General features: G+C 68.8%; 15 protein-coding genes. 12 read left to right on the forward strand and 3 right to left on the reverse strand.

The features are described from left to right. The first annotated feature begins 624 nt into the window (after positions 1 to 624). On the forward strand, positions 625 to 2,865 hold the full coding sequence (locus HEP74_RS09195; protein WP_185816563.1) for a S8 family peptidase: 2,241 nt from the start codon (positions 625 to 627) through the stop codon (positions 2,863 to 2,865). Between the two features lie 90 nt (positions 2,866 to 2,955). On the opposite strand, the gene smpB is transcribed toward HEP74_RS09195, so the two are convergent. Next, positions 2,956 to 3,459: an SsrA-binding protein SmpB gene (smpB, locus tag HEP74_RS09200; RefSeq protein WP_003467984.1), complete on the reverse strand. Its 504-nt coding sequence runs from the start codon at positions 3,457 to 3,459 to the stop codon at positions 2,956 to 2,958. A gap of 60 nt (positions 3,460 to 3,519) precedes the next feature. Between smpB and HEP74_RS09205 the strand changes: the two genes are divergently transcribed. After that, positions 3,520 to 3,951: a type II toxin-antitoxin system RatA family toxin gene (locus tag HEP74_RS09205; protein ID WP_179565174.1), complete on the forward strand. Its 432-nt coding sequence runs from the start codon at positions 3,520 to 3,522 to the stop codon at positions 3,949 to 3,951. After that, positions 3,948 to 4,211 carry an RnfH family protein gene (locus tag HEP74_RS09210; RefSeq protein WP_185816168.1) on the forward strand — a complete coding sequence of 88 codons (264 nt, stop codon included), beginning with the start codon at positions 3,948 to 3,950 and terminating at the stop codon, positions 4,209 to 4,211. Before HEP74_RS09205 ends, HEP74_RS09210 begins: the two co-directional genes overlap by 4 nt. A 27-nt stretch (positions 4,212 to 4,238) precedes the next feature. On the opposite strand, the gene HEP74_RS09215 is transcribed toward HEP74_RS09210, so the two are convergent. Continuing rightward, complete coding sequence (locus tag HEP74_RS09215; RefSeq protein WP_185816169.1) at positions 4,239 to 4,637, reverse strand: outer membrane protein assembly factor BamE; 399 nt, start codon at positions 4,635 to 4,637, stop codon at positions 4,239 to 4,241. A gap of 103 nt (positions 4,638 to 4,740) precedes the next feature. Here HEP74_RS09215 and fur point away from each other — a divergent pair, with 103 nt between their 5' ends. Further along, entirely contained in the window at positions 4,741 to 5,163 is a 423-nt protein-coding gene (gene fur, locus HEP74_RS09220; protein ID WP_179565169.1) for a ferric iron uptake transcriptional regulator, read from the forward strand. A 712-nt stretch (positions 5,164 to 5,875) separates the two neighbouring features. Here fur and recN read toward each other — a convergent pair. Then, on the reverse strand, positions 5,876 to 7,543 hold the full coding sequence (gene recN, locus HEP74_RS09225) for a DNA repair protein RecN (RefSeq protein ID WP_185816170.1): 1,668 nt from the start codon (positions 7,541 to 7,543) through the stop codon (positions 5,876 to 5,878). Positions 7,544 to 7,655: 112 nt separating this feature from the next. Between recN and hrcA the strand changes: the two genes are divergently transcribed. The 8 genes from hrcA to HEP74_RS09265 all read left to right on the forward strand — a co-directional run bounded on the left by hrcA (position 7,656) and on the right by HEP74_RS09265 (position 18,074). After that, a complete protein-coding gene (gene hrcA / locus HEP74_RS09230; protein WP_185816171.1) occupies positions 7,656 to 8,714 on the forward strand; it encodes a heat-inducible transcriptional repressor HrcA in 1,059 nt (352 codons plus the stop codon). Positions 8,715 to 8,888: 174 nt separating this feature from the next. Next, complete coding sequence (gene grpE / locus HEP74_RS09235) at positions 8,889 to 9,410, forward strand: nucleotide exchange factor GrpE (RefSeq protein WP_185816172.1); 522 nt, start codon at positions 8,889 to 8,891, stop codon at positions 9,408 to 9,410. A gap of 149 nt (positions 9,411 to 9,559) precedes the next feature. Next, positions 9,560 to 11,476, forward strand: coding sequence for a molecular chaperone DnaK (gene dnaK, locus HEP74_RS09240; RefSeq protein WP_185816173.1), 1,917 nt, complete (start codon positions 9,560 to 9,562; stop codon positions 11,474 to 11,476). 160 nt (positions 11,477 to 11,636) lie between these two features. Next, complete coding sequence (gene dnaJ / locus HEP74_RS09245) at positions 11,637 to 12,776, forward strand: molecular chaperone DnaJ (RefSeq protein WP_185816174.1); 1,140 nt, start codon at positions 11,637 to 11,639, stop codon at positions 12,774 to 12,776. Positions 12,777 to 13,219: 443 nt separating this feature from the next. Further along, positions 13,220 to 15,295, forward strand: coding sequence for a PA5441 family protein (locus HEP74_RS09250; protein WP_185816175.1), 2,076 nt, complete (start codon positions 13,220 to 13,222; stop codon positions 15,293 to 15,295). Further along, positions 15,292 to 16,011 (forward strand): DUF3142 domain-containing protein, encoded by a 720-nt coding sequence (locus HEP74_RS09255; RefSeq protein WP_221893176.1) that lies wholly within the window; start codon positions 15,292 to 15,294, stop codon positions 16,009 to 16,011. Before HEP74_RS09250 ends, HEP74_RS09255 begins: the two co-directional genes overlap by 4 nt. A gap of 45 nt (positions 16,012 to 16,056) precedes the next feature. Beyond that, on the forward strand, positions 16,057 to 16,965 hold the full coding sequence (gene pdxY / locus HEP74_RS09260; RefSeq protein ID WP_185816176.1) for a pyridoxal kinase: 909 nt from the start codon (positions 16,057 to 16,059) through the stop codon (positions 16,963 to 16,965). Further along, positions 16,962 to 18,074 carry a prephenate dehydrogenase gene (locus HEP74_RS09265; protein ID WP_185816177.1) on the forward strand — a complete coding sequence of 371 codons (1,113 nt, stop codon included), beginning with the start codon at positions 16,962 to 16,964 and terminating at the stop codon, positions 18,072 to 18,074. Before pdxY ends, HEP74_RS09265 begins: the two co-directional genes overlap by 4 nt. Positions 18,075 to 18,418: the final 344 nt, after the last annotated feature.

Consider the following 18,418-nt stretch of genomic DNA (forward strand, 5'->3'; position numbering starts at 1 on the left):
AGTCACAAGTCTTGCGACAGGGGCGGCTTAAGCTGGCTTCACTCGGCGCGCAGCTGGCGGTAGGCGCCGACGGATCTCCCCCAGGCATGGAGCACCGCGATGGCAACCAGGCAACAGCGTGCGCGCGACGGCGGGCGCGATGGGAAACCAGCGGCCACGGCAGCGGCCGCCGCAGCGAAACCAGCGAAAGCGTCCGCCCAGGCCAGCCGGGCGGCGCCTGCCCGGGATGGCGTTGCGGCGAAGAGGGCCACGCCCAAGAAGGCCGCCGCGCAGCGGGCCGAGGCGAAGAATGCGGAAAAGACGGTCGTGCGGTCGAGCGGGCCGGCGCGGCGTACAGCGGCGAAGACAGTGGCTGGCGACAAAGCCAGGACAGGCGCGCCCAAGGCGGCCAAGTCCAGGGCAGTCAAGCCCAAGACGGCCAAACCCGGGACAATTAAGCCGCAGGCAGCCGCCAAGCGTGCGCCGTCGTCTCATCTCGGCGCAGGTGTCACCACCGCCGCCAGCACTCCGGCGCCGGCGCGCACCACCAGGCCCAAGGCCACCGGCCAAAGCTCGCTGGCACAGGGCCAGGCGCGCACGGTCGTCTACATCCATGGCATCGGCAACAAGCCGCCGGCCGAGGTGCTGCGCTGCCAGTGGGATCGCGCCCTGTTCGGTCGCGAGATGGGCGAGCGCACGCGCATGGCGTACTGGATCAGCCGCGAGCGCTATCCGTCGCCGGAGCCGGGCAGTTGCCAGGACCAGGACCGCGGCCCGGCGTTGAACCAGGCCGAGCAGCGGGTGCTCGGCGCGCTGGGCGTGGTGCCGCAGCTGGCCGATCTGCGCCAACTGGCCGATACGCTGGCCGGCAGCGACGCCGAACGCGCGTGCCTGCGGCAGTTGCTGGACGAGGTGCAGGCCGCCGCACCGGAGGCCGCCGGCCTGCATGCGCAGGGTCCGATCGACGTGCTGAACCGGATGCTGCTCAAGCTGATCTCCGCCGCGCTGCTGCAGGACGTGCACGATTTCTTTTTCGTGCCGGCGCGGCGCGCGCAGATGCGCGAAAGCCTGCTGCAGCGCATGCGTGCCGGTGGCGGTCCGTTCGTGGTGATCGCGCACAGCCAGGGCTCGCTGATCGCCTACGACGTGCTGCGCGAGTTCGAGGCCGAGGACTGCGAGGTGTCGCTGTTGCTGACCCTGGGTTCGCCGCTGGGCCTGCCGGTGGTGCGCAGCATGTTCAAGCAGTGGACCGGCACGCCGAAGTTGCCGTTTCCGGCCTGCGTGAAGCGCTGGGTCAACGTCGCCGAGCGGCGCGATCCGGTAGCGCTGGACGACGATCTGAGCGACGACATCGCCGATGCGCAGGGGCGCTTCCACAACATCGCCGGGTCGCGCATCAACCCGGATTGGCAGCGCAATCCGCATTCCGGCTCGGGCTATCTGTCCATTCCCGAGGTCCGTGCCGAGGTGCGGCGCGCGGTGGGCGTCGGCTTCGACCAGCCGATCGCGCATCCGGTGCTGATCAAGGACCTCTCCGACCAGTTGGAGGCGCACGCGCCGGACTATCGCCACGAGGTGCTGATCGAACTGGACCGGCTGCCGGACGCGCGCGAGCCGGCGCAGTTGAAGCGCGAGCTGGTCGCGGCGCTGCGCGAGCTGACCCAGGCGTCCACCGGGTTGAAGGGCGAGGCGCTGGACGCGGCGATCGAGCTGGAGGACACGCTGCAGCGCTACGTGTCGGCGCGCCTGACCCGCTTCGAGATCGAAAGCCTGCGCGAGCGCTATCGCACGTTGAGCCTGAAACGGCTGTGGCGCGACGCCGGCAAGCGCGCCCTGATCTACCAGTCGCGCAGCACCGTGCAGGCCGACGCGGCGCAGGTGGCGTACCGCGCGCTCGGCAGCGGCATCGGCTGGGCGGTGCTGGACAGCGGCATCGCTGCGGCGCATCCGCATTTCCAGCAGCCCGGTCTGCCGGAAACGGTGCTGGCGCAATGGGACTGCACGCAGCGCGGCCGCGCCCGCGAACTTCGCCGCGACGACGGCACCGGCTTCGCTGCGCTGGACGGCAACGGCCATGGCACCCACGTGGCCGGGATCATCGCCGGGCAGTGCGAGGCGCCGCTGCCTGGGGTGGCGCCGGCCACGCCGCTGCGCTTCGCCGGCATGGCGCCGCAGGCGCGGCTGTACGGGCTGAAGGTGCTGGACGACGACGGCAACGGCCGCGACTCCTGGATCATCAAGGGTGTGCAGCAGGTCGCCGAGATCAACGAGCGCGCCGGCGAGCTGGTCATCCACGGGGTCAACCTGAGCCTGGGCGGCTACTTCGATGCGGAAAGCTATGGCTGCGGCTTCACCCCGCTGTGCAACGAACTGCGCCGGCTATGGCGGCAGGGCGTGGTGGTGGTGATCGCGGCCGGCAACGACGGCCTGGCCTGGCTGATGCAGGACGATGGGCAGGCCTACCCGATGAACCTGGACCTGAGCATCGGCGACCCGGCCAACCTGGAGGAGGCGCTGGCGGTGGGCTCGGTGCACAAGAGCAGCCCGCACAGCTACGGCGTGTCGTACTTTTCCTCGCGCGGCCCGACCGCCGACGGCCGGCACAAGCCGGACCTGGTGGCGCCGGGCGAGAAGATCGTCTCGGCCCATCACCGCTACGATGCCGACGAGCCCGGCACCTGGATGGTGGAGATGAGTGGCACCAGCATGGCCGCCGCGCACGTGTCCGGACTGATCGCCGCGTTCCTGTCGGTGCGCCGTGAATTCATCGGCTTCCCCGATCGGGTCAAGCAACTGCTGCTCGACCAGTGCCTGGACCTGCAGCGCGATCCCTACATGCAGGGCCGTGGGTTGCCGAGCCTGATGCGGATGCTTGGCGGGACGTGATGGAGCAGGGATTGGTGATTAGGGATTGGGGATTCGCAACGGCGGCATCTCGCTTGCCGCTTTTGCCAATCCCCAATCCCGAATCCCGAATCACGCGTTCTTGTTGTGCCGCCGCATGATCCGCTGCTTGTCGCGGGCCCAGTCGCGGTCCTTGGCGGCGTCGCGCTTGTCGTGGTCCTGCTTGCCCTTGGCCAGCGCGATCTCGAGCTTGATCTTGTTCTTGCTCCAGTACATCGCGGTGGGCACCAGGGTGTAGCCGTCGCGCTCGACGCGGCCGATCAGCTTGTCGATCTCGCTCCGGTGCAGCAGCAGCTTGCGGGTGCGGCGGTCGTCAGCCACCACGTGGGTGGAGGCCTGGATCAACGGGGTGAACTGCGCGCCGAACAGGAATAGCTCGCCCTGGCGCACGAACGCGTAGCTCTCGCCGATGTTGGCGCGGCCGGCGCGGATCGACTTGACCTCCCAGCCCTGCAGGGCCAGGCCGGCTTCGTAGCGGTCCTCCAGGTGGTATTCGTGGCGCGCACGCTTGTTCAACGCGATGGTCTTGTTGGCCGTCGCGCCGTTTGCTTTATCCTTGGCGGGTTTCTTGCTCATCTTGCTATTGTCTCCGATTCGGGGCCTCCCGAACGTCTTGGTCCACTTTCCCCGCACCGAATGCCTATCATCCGCCGCAGCGCCCTGGTCGAACACCCCGCAACGCGCATGTTCGACCTGGTCAATGATGTCGCCGCCTATCCGCGCCGCTTCGCCTGGTGCGATGCGGCGCATGTGCTCGAGCATAGCGACCAGTACCTGGTGGCGCGGCTGGACCTGGGCGTGGGCTCGTTCCGCACCTGGTTCACCACCGAAAACCGGCTGCAGCGCCCCGACCGCATCGATATGCTGCTGCGCGACGGCCCGTTCAAGCGCCTGCAGGGGCAGTGGGAGTTCCAGGGCTTCAACGACCACGCCAGCAAGGTCAGCCTGACGCTGGACTTCGAGCCGGCCTCGCGCCTGCTGGGGCCGGCGCTGGCGCTGGGCTTCCAGAGCCTGGCCGACCGCATGGTCAACGACTTCGTGCGCGTGGCCGACCGCGAAGACGCATGAGCGGGCTGCGGGTCGAAGTGGTGCTGGCCTGGCCGGAGCGCTTCGTCGCGCGCACGCTGCAATTGCCCGAAGGGTCCACCGTTGCCGATGCATTGAGCGCAGCGGCCTTGGTCGAGGCGACGCCGGGCATGCCCTGCGCGATTCATGGCAGCGTCGCCGCGCCGACCCAGCTCCTGCACGACGGCGACCGGGTCGAACTGCTCAGGCCATTGCTGGCCGATCCGAAGGACGCCCGGCGGCGGCGCGCGAAACCGCGCTAGCGCCGCCAGGCGCGTTGCCGGCGATGCTTACTCGCTGCGGCGCTGCTTCTTCTTGTCCTTGGCCAGGTTGCGGCCGAACTGGCGCACGCTGTTCTTGGCCAGCTCCGAATCGTTGTCCGGGAAATAGTCGCCTTCCCAGCGGGTCACCGTGTCGTTGTCGAAGTAGACGACGAAATTCTTGATCTCGGTCCGGCCGAGGCGATCGAGGCGCTCGGTCGCGGTGTAGTCCCAGCGTTGGGCATGGAACGGATCCGGGATCGACGGGGTGCCGAGCAGCGCGTTGACCTGCTGCTTGCTTTGGCCGACCTTGAGCTGATCGACGGCCGCCTGCTTGATCAGGTTGCCTTGGTAGATAGGCTGCTTGTAGATGATCCCGCAGCCAGCGGTGGACAGGGCAACAGCGGCGACCAGCAAGAGATTGCGCATCGGGGACAGTACTGAGGGAAATCGGGTCGATGATACACTCCCGATGACCGCCGCGACCCATCCCGAGGCAGCTGGCGCTAAACCAGCTATGAATGGAGACGCCATGGAATCCCACGATCTGCGCAAAGTCGGCCTGAAGGTCACGCATCCCCGGATGCGCATCCTGGAGCTGCTAGAGCAGAAGTCGGCGCGCCACCACATGACGGCGGAAGAGATCTACCGCCAGCTGCTCGATCACGGCGACGAGATCGGCCTGGCCACGGTGTACCGGGTCCTGACCCAGTTCGAGGCGGCCGGGCTGGTACTCAAGCACAATTTCGAAGGTGGCCAGGCGGTGTACGAACTGGACCGCGGCGGCCATCACGACCACATGGTGGACGTGGACACCGGCAACGTCATCGAATTCGAAAGCGCCGAGATCGAGGAACTGCAGCGCAAGATCGCCGCCGATCACGGCTACGAGCTGGAAGAGCATTCGCTGGTGCTGTACGTGCGCAGCAAGCGCCCGGCCGGCAAGAAGGGCTAAGTTCGGGCCCGTTCGGGCGCGGTAGCGTTCGACGCAGGGCCAGCGCCGCAGACCGCGTGGAGAGGAAGGGCCTGAGTGGCTTCGGTTTCCACGGATTGCCGGCTGTCACTGATCTCCCAGCTCCGCTCGTCGCGACTGAAGTCGCTCCCACAGGAGGCTTGCGGCGAGCCGGCTGGGTGCGCTGTGGCAGGGGCTTCAGCCCCGACTGCTTCCGAGGCCGGAACAGCTGGTGGCTCCGTTCGTCGCGGCTGAAGCCGCTCCTACAAGGGCTTGCGGCGAGCCGGCTGGGTGCACTGTGGAGGGCTTCAGTCCTGACTGCTTCCGAGGCCGGAACGGCTGGTGGTTCCGTTCGTCGCGGCTGAAGCCGCTCCTACAAGGGGCTTGCAGCCAGCCGGATGGGTGCACTGTGGGAGGGACTTCAGTCCCGACGCCTTCCGCCCCTGGGGCGTCGGACGGCTCCGCTCGTTGCGGTTGAAACCGCTCCTACAGGGGACTCGCGACGAACTGGCTGGGTGCGCTGTAGGAGGGGCTTCAGCCCCGACCCGACACCATCCGAAGCCTGCAAGTTTCATATCGCCTGACGGCTCGAGTCACAGGGTTCGAGTCGCCTGATGGCTTGATGCGACCCAGCGCCATGCGCGCAGTAGCGCTCCGGTTGTCGAACCGAAGCCCAGGCCCAGCCCGCCAACCCGGCGCAGCCTGGCAGAGCGCCTCAACCAGCGCTCTGCAACAGCCGCTTGGCCGCCGCGCGGGCTTCCTTGCTGACCTCGACCCCGCCCAGCATCCGCGCCAGTTCTTCCTCGCGCTGGCGCGGTGCCAACAGTTCGACCGAGCTCTGGGTCATGCCCTCGACCGGCGCCTTGCTGACCCGGTAATGGGCGTGGCCCTGTGCCGCGACCTGCGGCAGGTGGGTCACGCACAGCACCTGGCGCTGCTCGCCGAGCGCGCGCAGCTTCTTGCCGACGATGTCGGCGACCGCGCCACCGATGCCCGAGTCCACTTCGTCGAACACCATCGTCGGCACCGCGTCCAGGCCCAGCGCGGCGACCTCGATCGCCAACGAGATGCGCGACAGCTCGCCACCGGAAGCGACCTTGCGCAGCGCGCGCGGCGGCTGCCCGGCGTTGGCCGCGACCAGGAACTCGACGCGCTCGGCGCCGGCCGGGTCGGGGCGCTCGGCCTCGTGCGGCTCGAGCTGGATCTCGAAGCGCCCGCCGCCCATGCCCAGTTCGCCGATCAGCGCGGTGGTGTCGCGCGACAGCGCCTGCGCGCCACGCTGGCGGGTGCCGCTGAGCGCGGCGGCGGCGTCGCGCCAGGCCTGGGTGGCGCGGGCGATCTCCGCATCCAGCACGTCCAGCCGTTCGCCGGCGCCGCGCAGGCCCTCGACTTCGGCCAGCAGCGCGTCGCGGTGCTCGCCCAGCGTATCCGGGGTGACCCGATGCTTGCGCGCCAGGTCGTGCAGCCGGCCCAGCTTGCGTTCCATGTCCTCGAACTGCGCCGGATCGGCGTCGAGGTCGTCGCGCACCCGGTCGACCAGCGCCAGCGCCTCTTCGAGCTGGATCGTGGCGCTGTCGATCAGCGCTTCGACCTCGGCCAGGCGCGGCTCGTATTCGCCGACCTTGCCGAGTTCGTGGCGGGTCTGCTGCAGCAGTTCCAGCACCGCCGGCGCCTCGTCGCCGTTGAGCCGCTGCGCGGCGCCTTCGCAGGCGCCGATCAGCGCCGCGGCATGGGCCTGGCGGCGATGGTTGGCGTCCAGCGCGGCGATCGCCGCCGGCGCCAGGTCCTCGCGCTGCAGCTCGGCCAACTGGTGCTCGAGGAAGCCGATGCGGTCGGACACGTCGCCCTGCGACAGCAGCGTCTCGCGCTCGGCCAGCAGCGCCTGCCAGCGCACGGCGGCGGCGCGCACCGCGGCGCGTTCGGCCTCGTTGCGGGCGTAGGCGTCGAGCAGGCCGAGCTGGCTGCCGCGCGACAGCAGCGCCTGGTGTTCGTGCTGGCCGTGGATCTCGACCAGGTGCCCGGCCAGCTCAGCCAACTGCGACAGGGTCACCGGGCGGCCGTTGATCCAGGCGCGCGAGCCGCCGTCGGCGCGGATCACCCGGCGTAGCTGGCATTGTTCGTCGTCGTCGAGTTCGTTTTCGCGCAGCCAGGCGCGCGCCGGAGCGGCCTCGAGCACGGCGAACTCGGCCGACAGCTCGGCGCGGTCGGCGCCGTGGCGGACCACGCCGCTGTCGGCGCGCAGCCCGGACAGGAAGCCGAGCGCGTCCACCATCAGCGACTTGCCGGCGCCGGTTTCGCCGGACACCACGGTCATGCCGGGGCCGAATTCCAGTTCGGTCCCGCGGACGACGGCGAAATCCTTGATCGAGAGATGTCTGAGCATGGGGGTCGGAATCCAGGGGCGCGCAACGCTAGCACGCGGGGGTAGGTGGGCCAATCACTTGCCAAGCCGGCATGCAGCCATTATCTAGTGTCCAGTCTCACGGATTGATTGCATGCGCGCCTCCCCGGTCCACTCCTCGCTCGACCCACGCGCCCGGCAGCTGTTGCGCACGCTGATCTCGCGCTATATCCGCGACGGCGAACCGGTCGGCTCGCAGACCCTGGCCCGCCACGCCGGGCTGGACGTGAGCCCGGCGACGATCCGCAACATCCTCGCCGACCTGGAGGACGCCGGCCTGCTCAGCTCGCCGCACACCTCGGCCGGGCGCATTCCCACCGCCACCGGCTACCGGGTGTTCGTCGACAGCCTGGTGCAGATGCGCCCGCCGGGCGAGAGCGAGGTGGCGCGGCTGCGCGCGGAGATGAGCAACGCCGCCGGCACCCAGGCGCTGCTCGGCAGCGCCTCGGAGCTGCTGTCGGCGATGACCCATTTCGTCGGCGTGGTCAGCGCGCCCAAGCGCGAGCAGTTCGCGTTCCGGCACATCGACTTCGTGCCGCTGGACGCGCGCCGGGTGCTGGCGATCCTGGTGTTCGCCGACAACGAGGTGCAGAACCGGGTCATCGAACCGCGCAAGGCCTACGAGCCGGCCGAGCTGGAACGGGTGGCCAATTACCTGAACGCGTATTTCGCCGGGCGCGCGCTGGCCGACATCCGCGCCAGCCTGGTGCGCGACCTGCGCCACGCCCGCGACGAGATGGAACTGCTGCTGGCGCACAGCGTGGAGCTGGCCGAGCAGGCGCTGGCCCCGGCCGGCGACGACATGGTGCTGGCCGGGCAGACCAAGCTGATGGGGGTGCAGGACCTGTCGGACCTGGAACGGCTGCGCGAACTGTTCGAGATCTTCGCCAGCAAGCGCGAGATCCTGCAGCTGCTGGAGCGCACCATCCGCGCGCCCGGGGTGCGCATCTTCATCGGCGAGGAAACCGGGGTGGTGCCGCTGGAGAGCGTGTCGCTGGTCACCGCGCCATACATGGCCGGCGGCCAGGTGCTGGGCGTGCTTGGGGTGATCGGCCCCAAGCGCATGGACTACGACCGGGTGATCCCGCTGGTGCAGACCGCCGCCGAAGTCCTCGGCGCGGCCCTGGACCCGACCCCGCCGACAGAGCGCTAGCCGGGGAGGGAGGGGCGGGCATGCGGCAGCCGGCGCGTGCCGTGGCGCCGCTCCTACCAATCCCGAATCCCCAATCTCCAATCCCGAAGATGCAACACAGCATCTTGAATCCGCCCCGCACGCCCACATAGGTGGTCCGGTAGGGCGGGTGCATCTCCCGCCAGGGAACCGGAAATGAACCAAGACCACCCCGAATTCGATTCTGAACACCTGTCCGAGGCCCAGCAGCCGGCGACCGATCCGCTGCAGGCGCAGATCGAGACGCTGCGCAGCGAACTGGCGCTGCTCAAGGCCGACGTGCTGCGCGAGCGCGCCGACCTGGAAAACCAGCGCAAGCGCATCGCCCGCGACGTCGAGCAGGCGCGCAAGTTCGCCAACGAGCGCCTGCTCGGCGACCTGCTGCCGGTGTTCGACAGCCTGGACGCCGGCCTGAGCGCCGCCGGCAGCGAACCCAGCCCGCTGCGCGACGGCCTGGAGCTGACCTACAAGCAGCTGCTCAAGGTCGCCGCCGACAACGGCCTGACCCTGCTCGACCCGACCGGGCAGCCGTTCAACCCGGAGCACCACCAGGCGATCAGCCAGGCCGAGGCCGATGGCGTCGCCCCCGGCCACGTGATCCAGGTGTTCCAGAAGGGCTACCTGCTCAACGAGCGCCTGCTGCGGCCGGCGCTGGTGGTGGTCGCCAAGCACGATTGACGCGTGCCGCCGGCGGTCCGCGCCTGAATCCGGCGCGGCCGCGGCAGAACGCTAATTTGCGGTGATGGCTTGAATGACCTGCGGCCATCCCTATATCCGAACCAGACCCCGGCAGCGGCCGGACACCAGAAATTTTCAGGAGTCATCCAATGGGCAAGATCATCGGCATCGACCTGGGCACGACCAACTCGTGCGTGGCGATCATGGACGGCGGCAAAGCCCGCGTCATCGAAAATTCCGAAGGCGACCGCACCACGCCCTCGATCGTCGCCTACACCAAGGACGGCGAAGTGCTGGTGGGCGCCTCGGCCAAGCGCCAGGCGGTCACCAATCCAAAGAACACCTTCTACGCGGTGAAGCGCCTGATCGGCCGCAAGTTCACCGACGCCGAAGTGCAGAAGGACATCGGCCTGGTCCCGTACGGCATCGTCCAGCACGATAACGGCGACGCCTGGGTGGCCACCGCCGACGGCCGCAAGCTAGCCTCGCAGGAAATCTCCGCGCAGGTGCTGGAGAAGATGAAGAAGACCGCCGAGGCGTTCCTGGGCGAGACTGTCACCGAGGCGGTCATCACCGTGCCGGCGTACTTCAACGACAGCCAGCGCCAGGCGACCAAGGACGCCGGCCGCATCGCCGGCCTTGACGTCAAGCGCATCATCAACGAGCCGACTGCCGCGGCGCTGGCCTACGGCCTGGACAAGGGCCAGGGCGGCGACCGCAAGATCGCGGTGTACGACCTGGGCGGCGGCACCTTCGACGTGTCAATCATCGAGATCGCCAACGTCGACGGCGAGAAGCAGTTCGAAGTGCTGGCCACCAACGGCGACACCTTCCTGGGCGGCGAAGACTTCGACAAGCGCGTCATCGACTACCTGGTCGAGGAATTCAACAAGGATCAGGGCATCGACCTGCGCAAGGATCCGCTGGCGCTGCAGCGCCTGAAGGATGCGGCCGAGCGCGCCAAGATCGAGCTGTCGACCTCGCAGCAGACCGAAGTCAACCTGCCGTACGTCACCGCCGACGCGTCGGGCCCGAAGCACCTCAACATCAAGCTGACCCGGGCCAAGCTCGAGGCGCTGGTCGAGGACCTGGTCAAGCGCACCATCGAGCCGTGCCGCACCGCGCTCAACGACGCCGGCCTGCGCGCCAGCGATGTGACCGAGGTGATCCTGGTCGGCGGCCAGACCCGCATGCCGAAGGTGCAGCAGGCGGTGTCCGAGTTCTTCGGCAAGGAGCCGCGCAAGGACGTCAACCCCGACGAGGCCGTGGCGCTGGGCGCGGCGATCCAGGGCGGCGTGTTGGCCGGCGACGTCAAGGACGTGCTGCTGCTCGACGTGACCCCGCTGAGCCTGGGCATCGAGACCCTGGGCGGCGTGTTCACCAAGATCATCGAGAAGAACACCACGATCCCGACCAAGGCCTCGCAGACCTTCTCCACCGCCGAGGACAACCAGTCCGCGGTCACCGTGCACGTGCTGCAGGGCGAGCGCGAGCAGGCCCGCTACAACAAGTCGCTGGCCAAGTTCGACCTGTCCGGGATCGAGCCGGCGCCGCGCGGCCTGCCGCAGGTGGAGGTGTCCTTCGACATCGACGCCAACGGCATCCTGCACGTGTCGGCCAAGGACAAGAAGACCAACAAGGAACAGAAGGTCGAGATCAAGGCCGGCTCCGGCCTGTCGGACGACGAGATCCAGCGGATGGTCGCCGACGCGGAAGCCAACCGCGAGGAAGACAAGAAGTTCCATGAGCTGGTGCAGGCGCGCAACCAGGCCGACGGCCTGATCCACGCCACCCGCAGCGCGATCACCGAGCACGGCAGCAAGGTCGGTGGCGACGTGATCGGCAAGGTCGAGTCGGCCCTGGCCGACCTGGAAACGGCGATGAAGGGCGACGACAAGGGCCAGATCGAGGCCAAGACCAAGGCGCTGGAAGAGGCGGGGCAGTCGCTGTACGCGGCCGCCGCCGCTGGCGAACAGCAGCCGGGCGCGGCTCCGGGCGGTGCGCAGGCCGCCGGCGACGACGTGGTCGACGCCGAGTTCACTGAAGTCAAGGATGACAAGAAGTAAGCCGGGATTCGGGATTCGGGAGTAGGGATTCGAAAGGCCTTCGCCTGTCGGCTTCCTGTTCCCGATACCCTGTCCGTAGCGCTCGCAAAAGCGGACGAGTTAGCGCTCTCCGCTTTTGCTTTACACGAATCCCGAATTTCGAATCCCCAATCTCCGCCCTATGAGCAAACGCGACTACTACGAAGTGCTGGGCGTGGCCCGTACCGCCAACGACGACGAGCTGAAGAAGGCCTATCGCCGTTGCGCGATGAAGCACCACCCTGACCGCAACCCGGGCGACCAAGCCGCCGAAGCCGCGTTCAAGGAATGCAAGGAAGCCTACGAAGTCCTGTCCGACGGCAACAAGCGGCGCATGTACGACGCGCACGGCCATGCCGCATTCGAGCACGGCATGGGTGGGATGGGCGGCGGTGGCGGTCCCGGCGGCCCGGACATGGGCGACATCTTCGGCGACATCTTCGGCAACATCTTCGGTGGTGCCGGCGGCGGTGGCGGCCGTGCGGCGCGGCGCGGCGCCGATATCGGCTACGTGCTGGAACTGGATCTGGAAGAGGCGGTGGCCGGGATCGAGCGCCGCATCGAGATTCCGACCCTGGGCGAATGCGAACACTGCCATGGCAGCGGTTCGGAAGACGGCAAGGTCGAGACCTGTACGACCTGCCAGGGGCGCGGTCAGGTGCGGATCCAGCGCGGCATCTTCGCGATGCAGCAGAGCTGCCCGCATTGCGCCGGGCGCGGCCAGATCGTGCAGAATCCGTGCGGCACCTGCCACGGCGCCGGGCGCGTCGAGGAAACCAAGGTGCTGTCGGTGAAGATCCCGCCGGGCGTGGACAACGGCGACCGCATCCGCCTGTCCGGCGAAGGCGAGGCCGGTCCGGCCGGCACGCCGCCTGGCGATCTGTATGTGGAAGTGCGGGTGCGCGAGCACGCGATCTTCCAGCGCGACGGCGACGACCTGCACTGCGAAGTGCCGATCCGCATTTCCCAGGCCGCGCTCGGCGACACCGTGCGCGTGGCCACGCTGGGCGGCGAGGCGGAGATCCGCATTCCGGCCGAGACCCAGACCGGCAAGCTGTTCCGCTTGCGCGGCAAGGGCGTGCGTTCGGTGCGCAGCCGCAGCGAAGGCGACCTGTACTGCCGCGTGGTGGTGGAAACCCCGGTCAATCTGACCGCCGACCAGCGCAAGCTGCTGGAGCAGTTCGAATCCACTTTCACCGGCGAGGACGCGCGCAAGCACTCGCCGAAGTCGGCGACCTTCATCGACGGGGTGAAGGGGTTCTGGGACCGGATGACGTCGTAGAGCCGGGATTGGGGATTGGGGATTCGCAACGGCGGGTCCAGAGCGGCGGTCGAGATTGTGTGGACCGATGGAAGAGGCATGTGCAGGGCGAGAGCCCGGTACGTGCCTTTTCGGTTTTCGGGATTGCGATCGATTGCCTGCGAATCGAATGCCGGTTGCGGGAGGGGACGCCGCGGTGTTGCTGTTACGAATCTTCAATCCCGCATCCCCAATCTCAGCCCTTGAACTACGGCGTGAGCGCACCCGCCGGGGGTGAGGGGTTATGGGGACCGGGTGACCTTTTTATCCTTTCAGCATGGCAGCGCCGGTGCACTGCCGGCGCGGCCGCGCTTGCGCGCATCGCTAGCGTGCGCCCTTTGCGCCGCGTCACCGTCCGTGGCGCGGTCCGGCATGCGAACATGCCGCTACGCCGATCGCGGCGCATCTCGCTTGCAGAGCCCGCCATGCAGATCGGCCGTTCCGTTGTTGCCCGCCTTGCCGCGCTGCTGCTGTGCGCTTGCTTTGCCGCACCCGCGTTCGCCAGTTCCGATGCCGGTTGCGACTCCAGCCTGCTGCTGGATTTCGGCGACTACAGCGGATGCCAGAACACCGTCGCGCTGGCGCCGGGCAGCGACACCCGGGTCAATCTGCTGCTGTTGATGCGCCATGGCGGAGCGCCGGCGGTGGCGCCTGCCAGCCCGCTCGAACCGGCGTTCACCTGGGAGGCGGCGGTCCAGGCGCTGCAAGCGCCGGCGGCCGATCAGGCCGCTGCCGTGGAGGGTGCGCTCGATGGCGAGGCGAACCGCTGCAACAGCAATGCGCGCGGCGTCAGCGCGTTCAACGACGCGCTGAACGCGAACGCGCGCGTGCCGGCGGCGGAAAAAGCGCACTTGGCCCAGGCGCGGCCGGCGCAGTGTCCGGACCAGCAAATCGCTGCGCCGGACGGCGTGTCGTCGGCCGCAGGCAGGGAATTCGCGCAGTACCTGCAGGCCGCCAGCGCGTTCTACGCCGGCACCTTCGACGCGTCGGCGCATGGCTTCGACGCGCTGGCCAAGGCGGCCGACCCCTGGGTCAGGGAGACGGCGCGCTACATGTCGGGGCGGGTGGCGCTCAATGCGGCGCAGGTCGATGGCTTCGACGAATACGGCGTGCAGCGCGAGCCGATGCAGTTCGACAAGGCCGCGCTGGCGCGCGCCGAGCAGGCGTTCGCGCAGTACTTGCACGACTATCCGCAGGGGCGCTATGCGGCTTCGGCGCGTGGATTGATGCGGCGGCTGTACTGGCTCGGCGGCGACACCGGGAAACTGGCAGCCGAATACGAGCGGCTGCTGCGACTGCCTGCCGCGCAGCGCGGCCTGTCCGACCCGGAGCTGGCCCAGGAAATCGACAACAAGCTGCTGGGTAGCGTCGATCCTGCGACGCTGACCACGCCGCTGCTGCTGGCGGTGGCCGATCTCAAGGCGATGCGCGCGGGCGATGGCAGCAATGGTCAGGGACTGTCGCTGGACGCGCTGCAGGCGCAGCGGCCGCACTTCGCCGACGAACCGGAGCTGTTCGCGCTGTTGCTGTCCAGCTACCAGTATTACGTGGCCGGGTCGCCGACGCAGGCGCTGCGCCTGCTGGAGACGGGCCAGGGCGGAAGCAGGCGCGGCAGCGTGGCCTTCGCCACGGCCATGCTCAAGGGCTTGGCGCTGGAGGACAGCGGTGCGCCGGAGTTGGCGGCCTACTGGCGGCGCCTGCTCGGCAGCGCCGAGCCTGGGGTGCAGCAACCGCTGGTGCAGCTGGCGCTGGCGCGGCGCCTGGAGCGCGACCGTGCGCTCGACCAGGTGTTCGCCGCGGATTCTCCGATCGTCAACCAGTCCATCCGCGACCAGCTGCTGATCTATGCCGCCGGTGCCGATCTGCTGCGCCGCCACGCGCTGGCGCCGAGCGTGCCGGCGCACGAACGCGAACTGGCCGGCTTCGTGCTGCTGTACAAGGAACTTTCGCGTGGCCAGTCCAAGGCGTTCCTGCAGGATCGCGTGCTGCTCGCCGACGTGCCGCTCGACAGCAGCGAGCCCCGGCGCGGGCCTTACTGGTTGCCGCAGTCGTCGCCACCGCTGGCGGTGTTCTCCGGCACATTCGAGCAGGGCGAGGATGCATGCCCGGCGATCGAGGCGGTCGCCAAGACCCTGGCCGCTGCCCCCGCCGACGCCCATGCGCAGTTGTGCGTGGCCGAGTTGGTCCGGGTCATGAACTGGGATGACTTGCCGATCAACTGGCCACCGCCGGCCGCCGAGCTTGGCGGAGCGCCTTCGCAATTTCCCGGCGCTGCGTATTTCCGTTTGCCGGTCTACCAACGCGTCATCGATGCTGCGAACGTGCCTGCCAACGACAGGGCCTATGCGCTGTACCGCGCCATCCAGTGCTATGCGCCCAGCGGAAACAACGATTGCGGCGGCAAGGACGTGCCGGTGGCCGAGCGCAAGCGTTGGTTCCAGCGCCTGAAACGGGAATTCCCGTCCTCGACCTGGGCGCAGGACCTGAAGTACTACTGGTGAGCGGCGCCATGCGCGTGCGCTGCGCCGTGCTGTTGGCGCTGTGCCTGACGATGGGCGCGGCCAACGCCGCGCCGGTGGAGGCGCGCCGCTACGATGCGTTCTGGTTGTGGGCCGGGGTGCGGCCGCAACCGGTGCTGGCCAACGCGCGCCGCGTGTACCTGCTGCAGGCCGAGGTGCCGCTGGACGCCGACGCGCCGGCAAGATTGGTCGCGCAACGCGCCGCGTTGCCGCAACTGCGCCACTGCCAGGTATGGATGGTGTTGCGGGTGGAGCGCATCGACTGGACGCCGGCATTGTTCGACGCGGTGCTGCTGCAGTTGCAGCGTTGGCGCGCGGCCGGCAACGACGTGGCCGGCCTGCAGATCGATTTCGACGCCGGGACCCGCCACCTCGAGCAGTACGTGGCGTTCCTGCGCACCTTGCGCGGGCGCTTGCCGGCCGACTACCAGCTCGGCATCACCGGCCTGCTGGACTGGAGCGTCAACGGCCGCGCCGAGACGTTGGCCGGATTGCGCGGCGTGGTCGACGAGGTGGTGCTGCAGATCTACCAGGGACGCGCGGTGATTCCCGACTATCCCATCTATGTCGCCAGGCTGGACAGGTTGCAGGTGCCGTTCCGCATCGGCCTGCTGCAGGGCGGCGACTGGCAGCCGCCGCGGGGCCTGCAGGACAATCCGTGGTTCCGCGGCTACGTGGTGTTCCTGCGCAACCCGTGAGCGGGGCGTACTCCGCCATCGATTGCCGCGGCCTAGAATGTGCTGATGAACGCATCCACTGCCAGCCATCTCCTCCACGGCCGCCGCCAGCGTCCGGACGGGCCTTCGCCGATCGACGTGATCTCGGTGCAGTCGCAACTGGTCTACGGCCATGCCGGCAACAGCGCGGCGGCGGTGCCGCTGCGCGCGCTGGGCCTGCGCGTGGCGGAAATTCCGACCACCTTGCTGAGCAATGCGCCGTTCTACGACACCTTGCGCGGCAAGGTGCTGCCGTCGGACTGGTTCGCCGACCTGCTGCTCGGCGCCAGCGAGCGCGGCCTGCCGCAGCGTGCGCGGATGCTGGTGTCCGGCTATTTCGGCAGCGTCGGCAACGGCACTGCGTTCGCCGACTGGCTCGACTCCACGCTGCCGCAGTGCCCGTCGCTGCGCTATTGCCTGGATCCGGTGATCGGCGATACGCATACCGGGCCCTATGTCGAGCCGGGCCTGGAGACGGTGTTCGCCGAACGGCTGTTGCCGCATGCCTGGCTGGTCACCCCGAACGCGTTCGAACTCGGCCGCCTGACCGGCTTGCCGGCGCTGGCCCAAGACGATGCCATCGCTGCGTCGCGCGTGCTGCTGGCGCGCGGGCCGCAGTGGGTGTTGGCGCACAGCGTCAGCGGCGATGCAGGTCAGCTGGTGACCCTGGCGGTGAGCCGCGAGGCGGTCTACCGCTGGTGCTCGCCGCTGTTGCCGGTGGACGTGGCCGGCACCGGCGACGTGCTGATGGCGCTGCTGGTCGCGTTCCTGTTGCGCGGCGACGCGTTCGAGCTGGCGATCGGCCGTGCCATCGCCGGCGTGCATGCGGCGCTGGAAGCGACCTTGGCCAGCGGCTACGAGGAACTGGACGTGCTCGCCGCCGCGCCGGCGGCGCTGGCCACGCCGCTGCGCTTCGCCGTCGAGCGCCTGGCGTGAGCCTGCGCCCGGTCGTCGGCATCGTCGGCAGCGCCGGCGCCTATGGCCGCTGGCTGAGCCGATTCTTCCGCGAGCGCATGCAACTGGAGGTGGTCGGCCACGATCCGGCCGATCCGCAGTCGCTGGATCCCGATGCCTTGCTGCAGCGCGCGCAGGTGCTGATCTTCTCCGCGCCGATCCGGCACACGCCGGCGCTGATCGGCGACTATGTGCGCCGCGCCGCCGGGCGCGAACGCGATCAGCTATGGCTGGACGTGACCTCGGTCAAGCGCGAACCGGTGGCGGCGATGCTGGCCTCGCAGGCGGAGGTGGCCGGTCTGCATCCGATGACCGCGCCGCCGAAGTCGCCCACGCTCAAAGGCCGCGTGCTGGTGGTGTGCGAAGCGCGGTTGTCGCGCTGGAGCGCGTGGCTGCAGCAGCTGTGCACGGCGCTGGAAGCCGAATGCGTGCGCAGCACGCCCGATCACCACGACCGGGTGATGGCACTGGTGCAGGCGATGGTGCACGCCAGCCATCTGGCGCAGGCCGGCGTGTTGCGTGAGCACGCGCCGACGCTGGGATCGCTGGAGGCGCTGATGCCGTACCGTTCGGCCTCGTTCGAACTGGATACCGCGATCATCGCGCGCATCCTGGCGTTGAATCCGGCGATCTACGAAGACATCCAGTTCGGCAACCCGCATGTCGGCGGCGTGCTCGACGGCTTGATCGCGCAACTGTCGCGGCTGCGCGACCAGGTCGGTCGCGGTGACGATGCGGCGCGCGCGCAGTTCCGCGCCGATTTCCTCGACGCCAATCGCCAGGCGCTGGGCGAGGCGGCGATCGCGCACGGCAACTACAGTTACGAGCGCGTCGGTTATCTGCTCGCGGACCTGACCGAGCAGCTCACGCTCAGCGTCTATCTGCCCGAGGACCGTGCCGGCTCGCTGCGGACCTTGTTGTACGTGTTCGAGCGCCACGGCGTCAGCCTGGCCTCGATCCATTCCTCGCGCACGCCGGCCGGCGAACTGCATTTCCGCATCGGCTTCGATCCGGCCACCGTGGCGACGGCATTGGACGCCGCGGCAGCGGAGATCGACGCCAGCGGCATCGGCCGGGTGTTGCCGCGCTAGCCCGACGCAGACCGCCAACCTGTAGGAGCGGCTTCAGCCGCGACAGGCATTACCGATCAAGCGATTGGTTGTGGTCGGCGGCTAGCGCGTTGCGCATGCATGTCCGTGTCCAGGTAGTTCCGGTCGCGGCTGAAGCCGCTCCTACAAGAGGCAGGGAACATCTGGCTGTCGCAATCCATCGGCTTGGATCCGGCTATCGTGGCGACGGCATTGGACGCCGCGGCAGCGGAGATCGACGCCAGCGGCATCGGCCGGGTATTGCCGCGCTAGCCCGACGCAGACGGCCAACCTGTAGGAGCGGCTTCAGCCGCGACAGGCATTGCCGATCAAGCGATTGCTTGTGG

It is taken from the genome of Xanthomonas sp. SS (assembly GCF_014236835.1).
In the GTDB taxonomy this organism is placed as follows: Bacteria; Pseudomonadota; Gammaproteobacteria; order Xanthomonadales; family Xanthomonadaceae; genus Xanthomonas_A.

Excerpts from the sequence above, each read along its gene's own strand:
- smpB (WP_003467984.1), bottom strand. The coding sequence starts at position 3,459 with ATGAGCAAGAAACCCGCCAAGGATAAAGCAAACGGCGCGACGGCCAAC.
- HEP74_RS09205 (WP_179565174.1), top strand. The coding sequence starts at position 3,520 with ATGCCTATCATCCGCCGCAGCGCCCTGGTCGAACACCCCGCAACGCGC.
- HEP74_RS09210 (WP_185816168.1), top strand. The coding sequence starts at position 3,948 with ATGAGCGGGCTGCGGGTCGAAGTGGTGCTGGCCTGGCCGGAGCGCTTC.
- HEP74_RS09215 (WP_185816169.1), bottom strand. The coding sequence starts at position 4,637 with ATGCGCAATCTCTTGCTGGTCGCCGCTGTTGCCCTGTCCACCGCTGGC.
- fur (WP_179565169.1), top strand. The coding sequence starts at position 4,741 with ATGGAATCCCACGATCTGCGCAAAGTCGGCCTGAAGGTCACGCATCCC.
- recN (WP_185816170.1), bottom strand. The coding sequence starts at position 7,543 with ATGCTCAGACATCTCTCGATCAAGGATTTCGCCGTCGTCCGCGGGACC.
- hrcA (WP_185816171.1), top strand. The coding sequence starts at position 7,656 with ATGCGCGCCTCCCCGGTCCACTCCTCGCTCGACCCACGCGCCCGGCAG.
- grpE (WP_185816172.1), top strand. The coding sequence starts at position 8,889 with ATGAACCAAGACCACCCCGAATTCGATTCTGAACACCTGTCCGAGGCC.
- dnaK (WP_185816173.1), top strand. The coding sequence starts at position 9,560 with ATGGGCAAGATCATCGGCATCGACCTGGGCACGACCAACTCGTGCGTG.
- dnaJ (WP_185816174.1), top strand. The coding sequence starts at position 11,637 with ATGAGCAAACGCGACTACTACGAAGTGCTGGGCGTGGCCCGTACCGCC.
- HEP74_RS09250 (WP_185816175.1), top strand. The coding sequence starts at position 13,220 with ATGCAGATCGGCCGTTCCGTTGTTGCCCGCCTTGCCGCGCTGCTGCTG.
- pdxY (WP_185816176.1), top strand. The coding sequence starts at position 16,057 with ATGAACGCATCCACTGCCAGCCATCTCCTCCACGGCCGCCGCCAGCGT.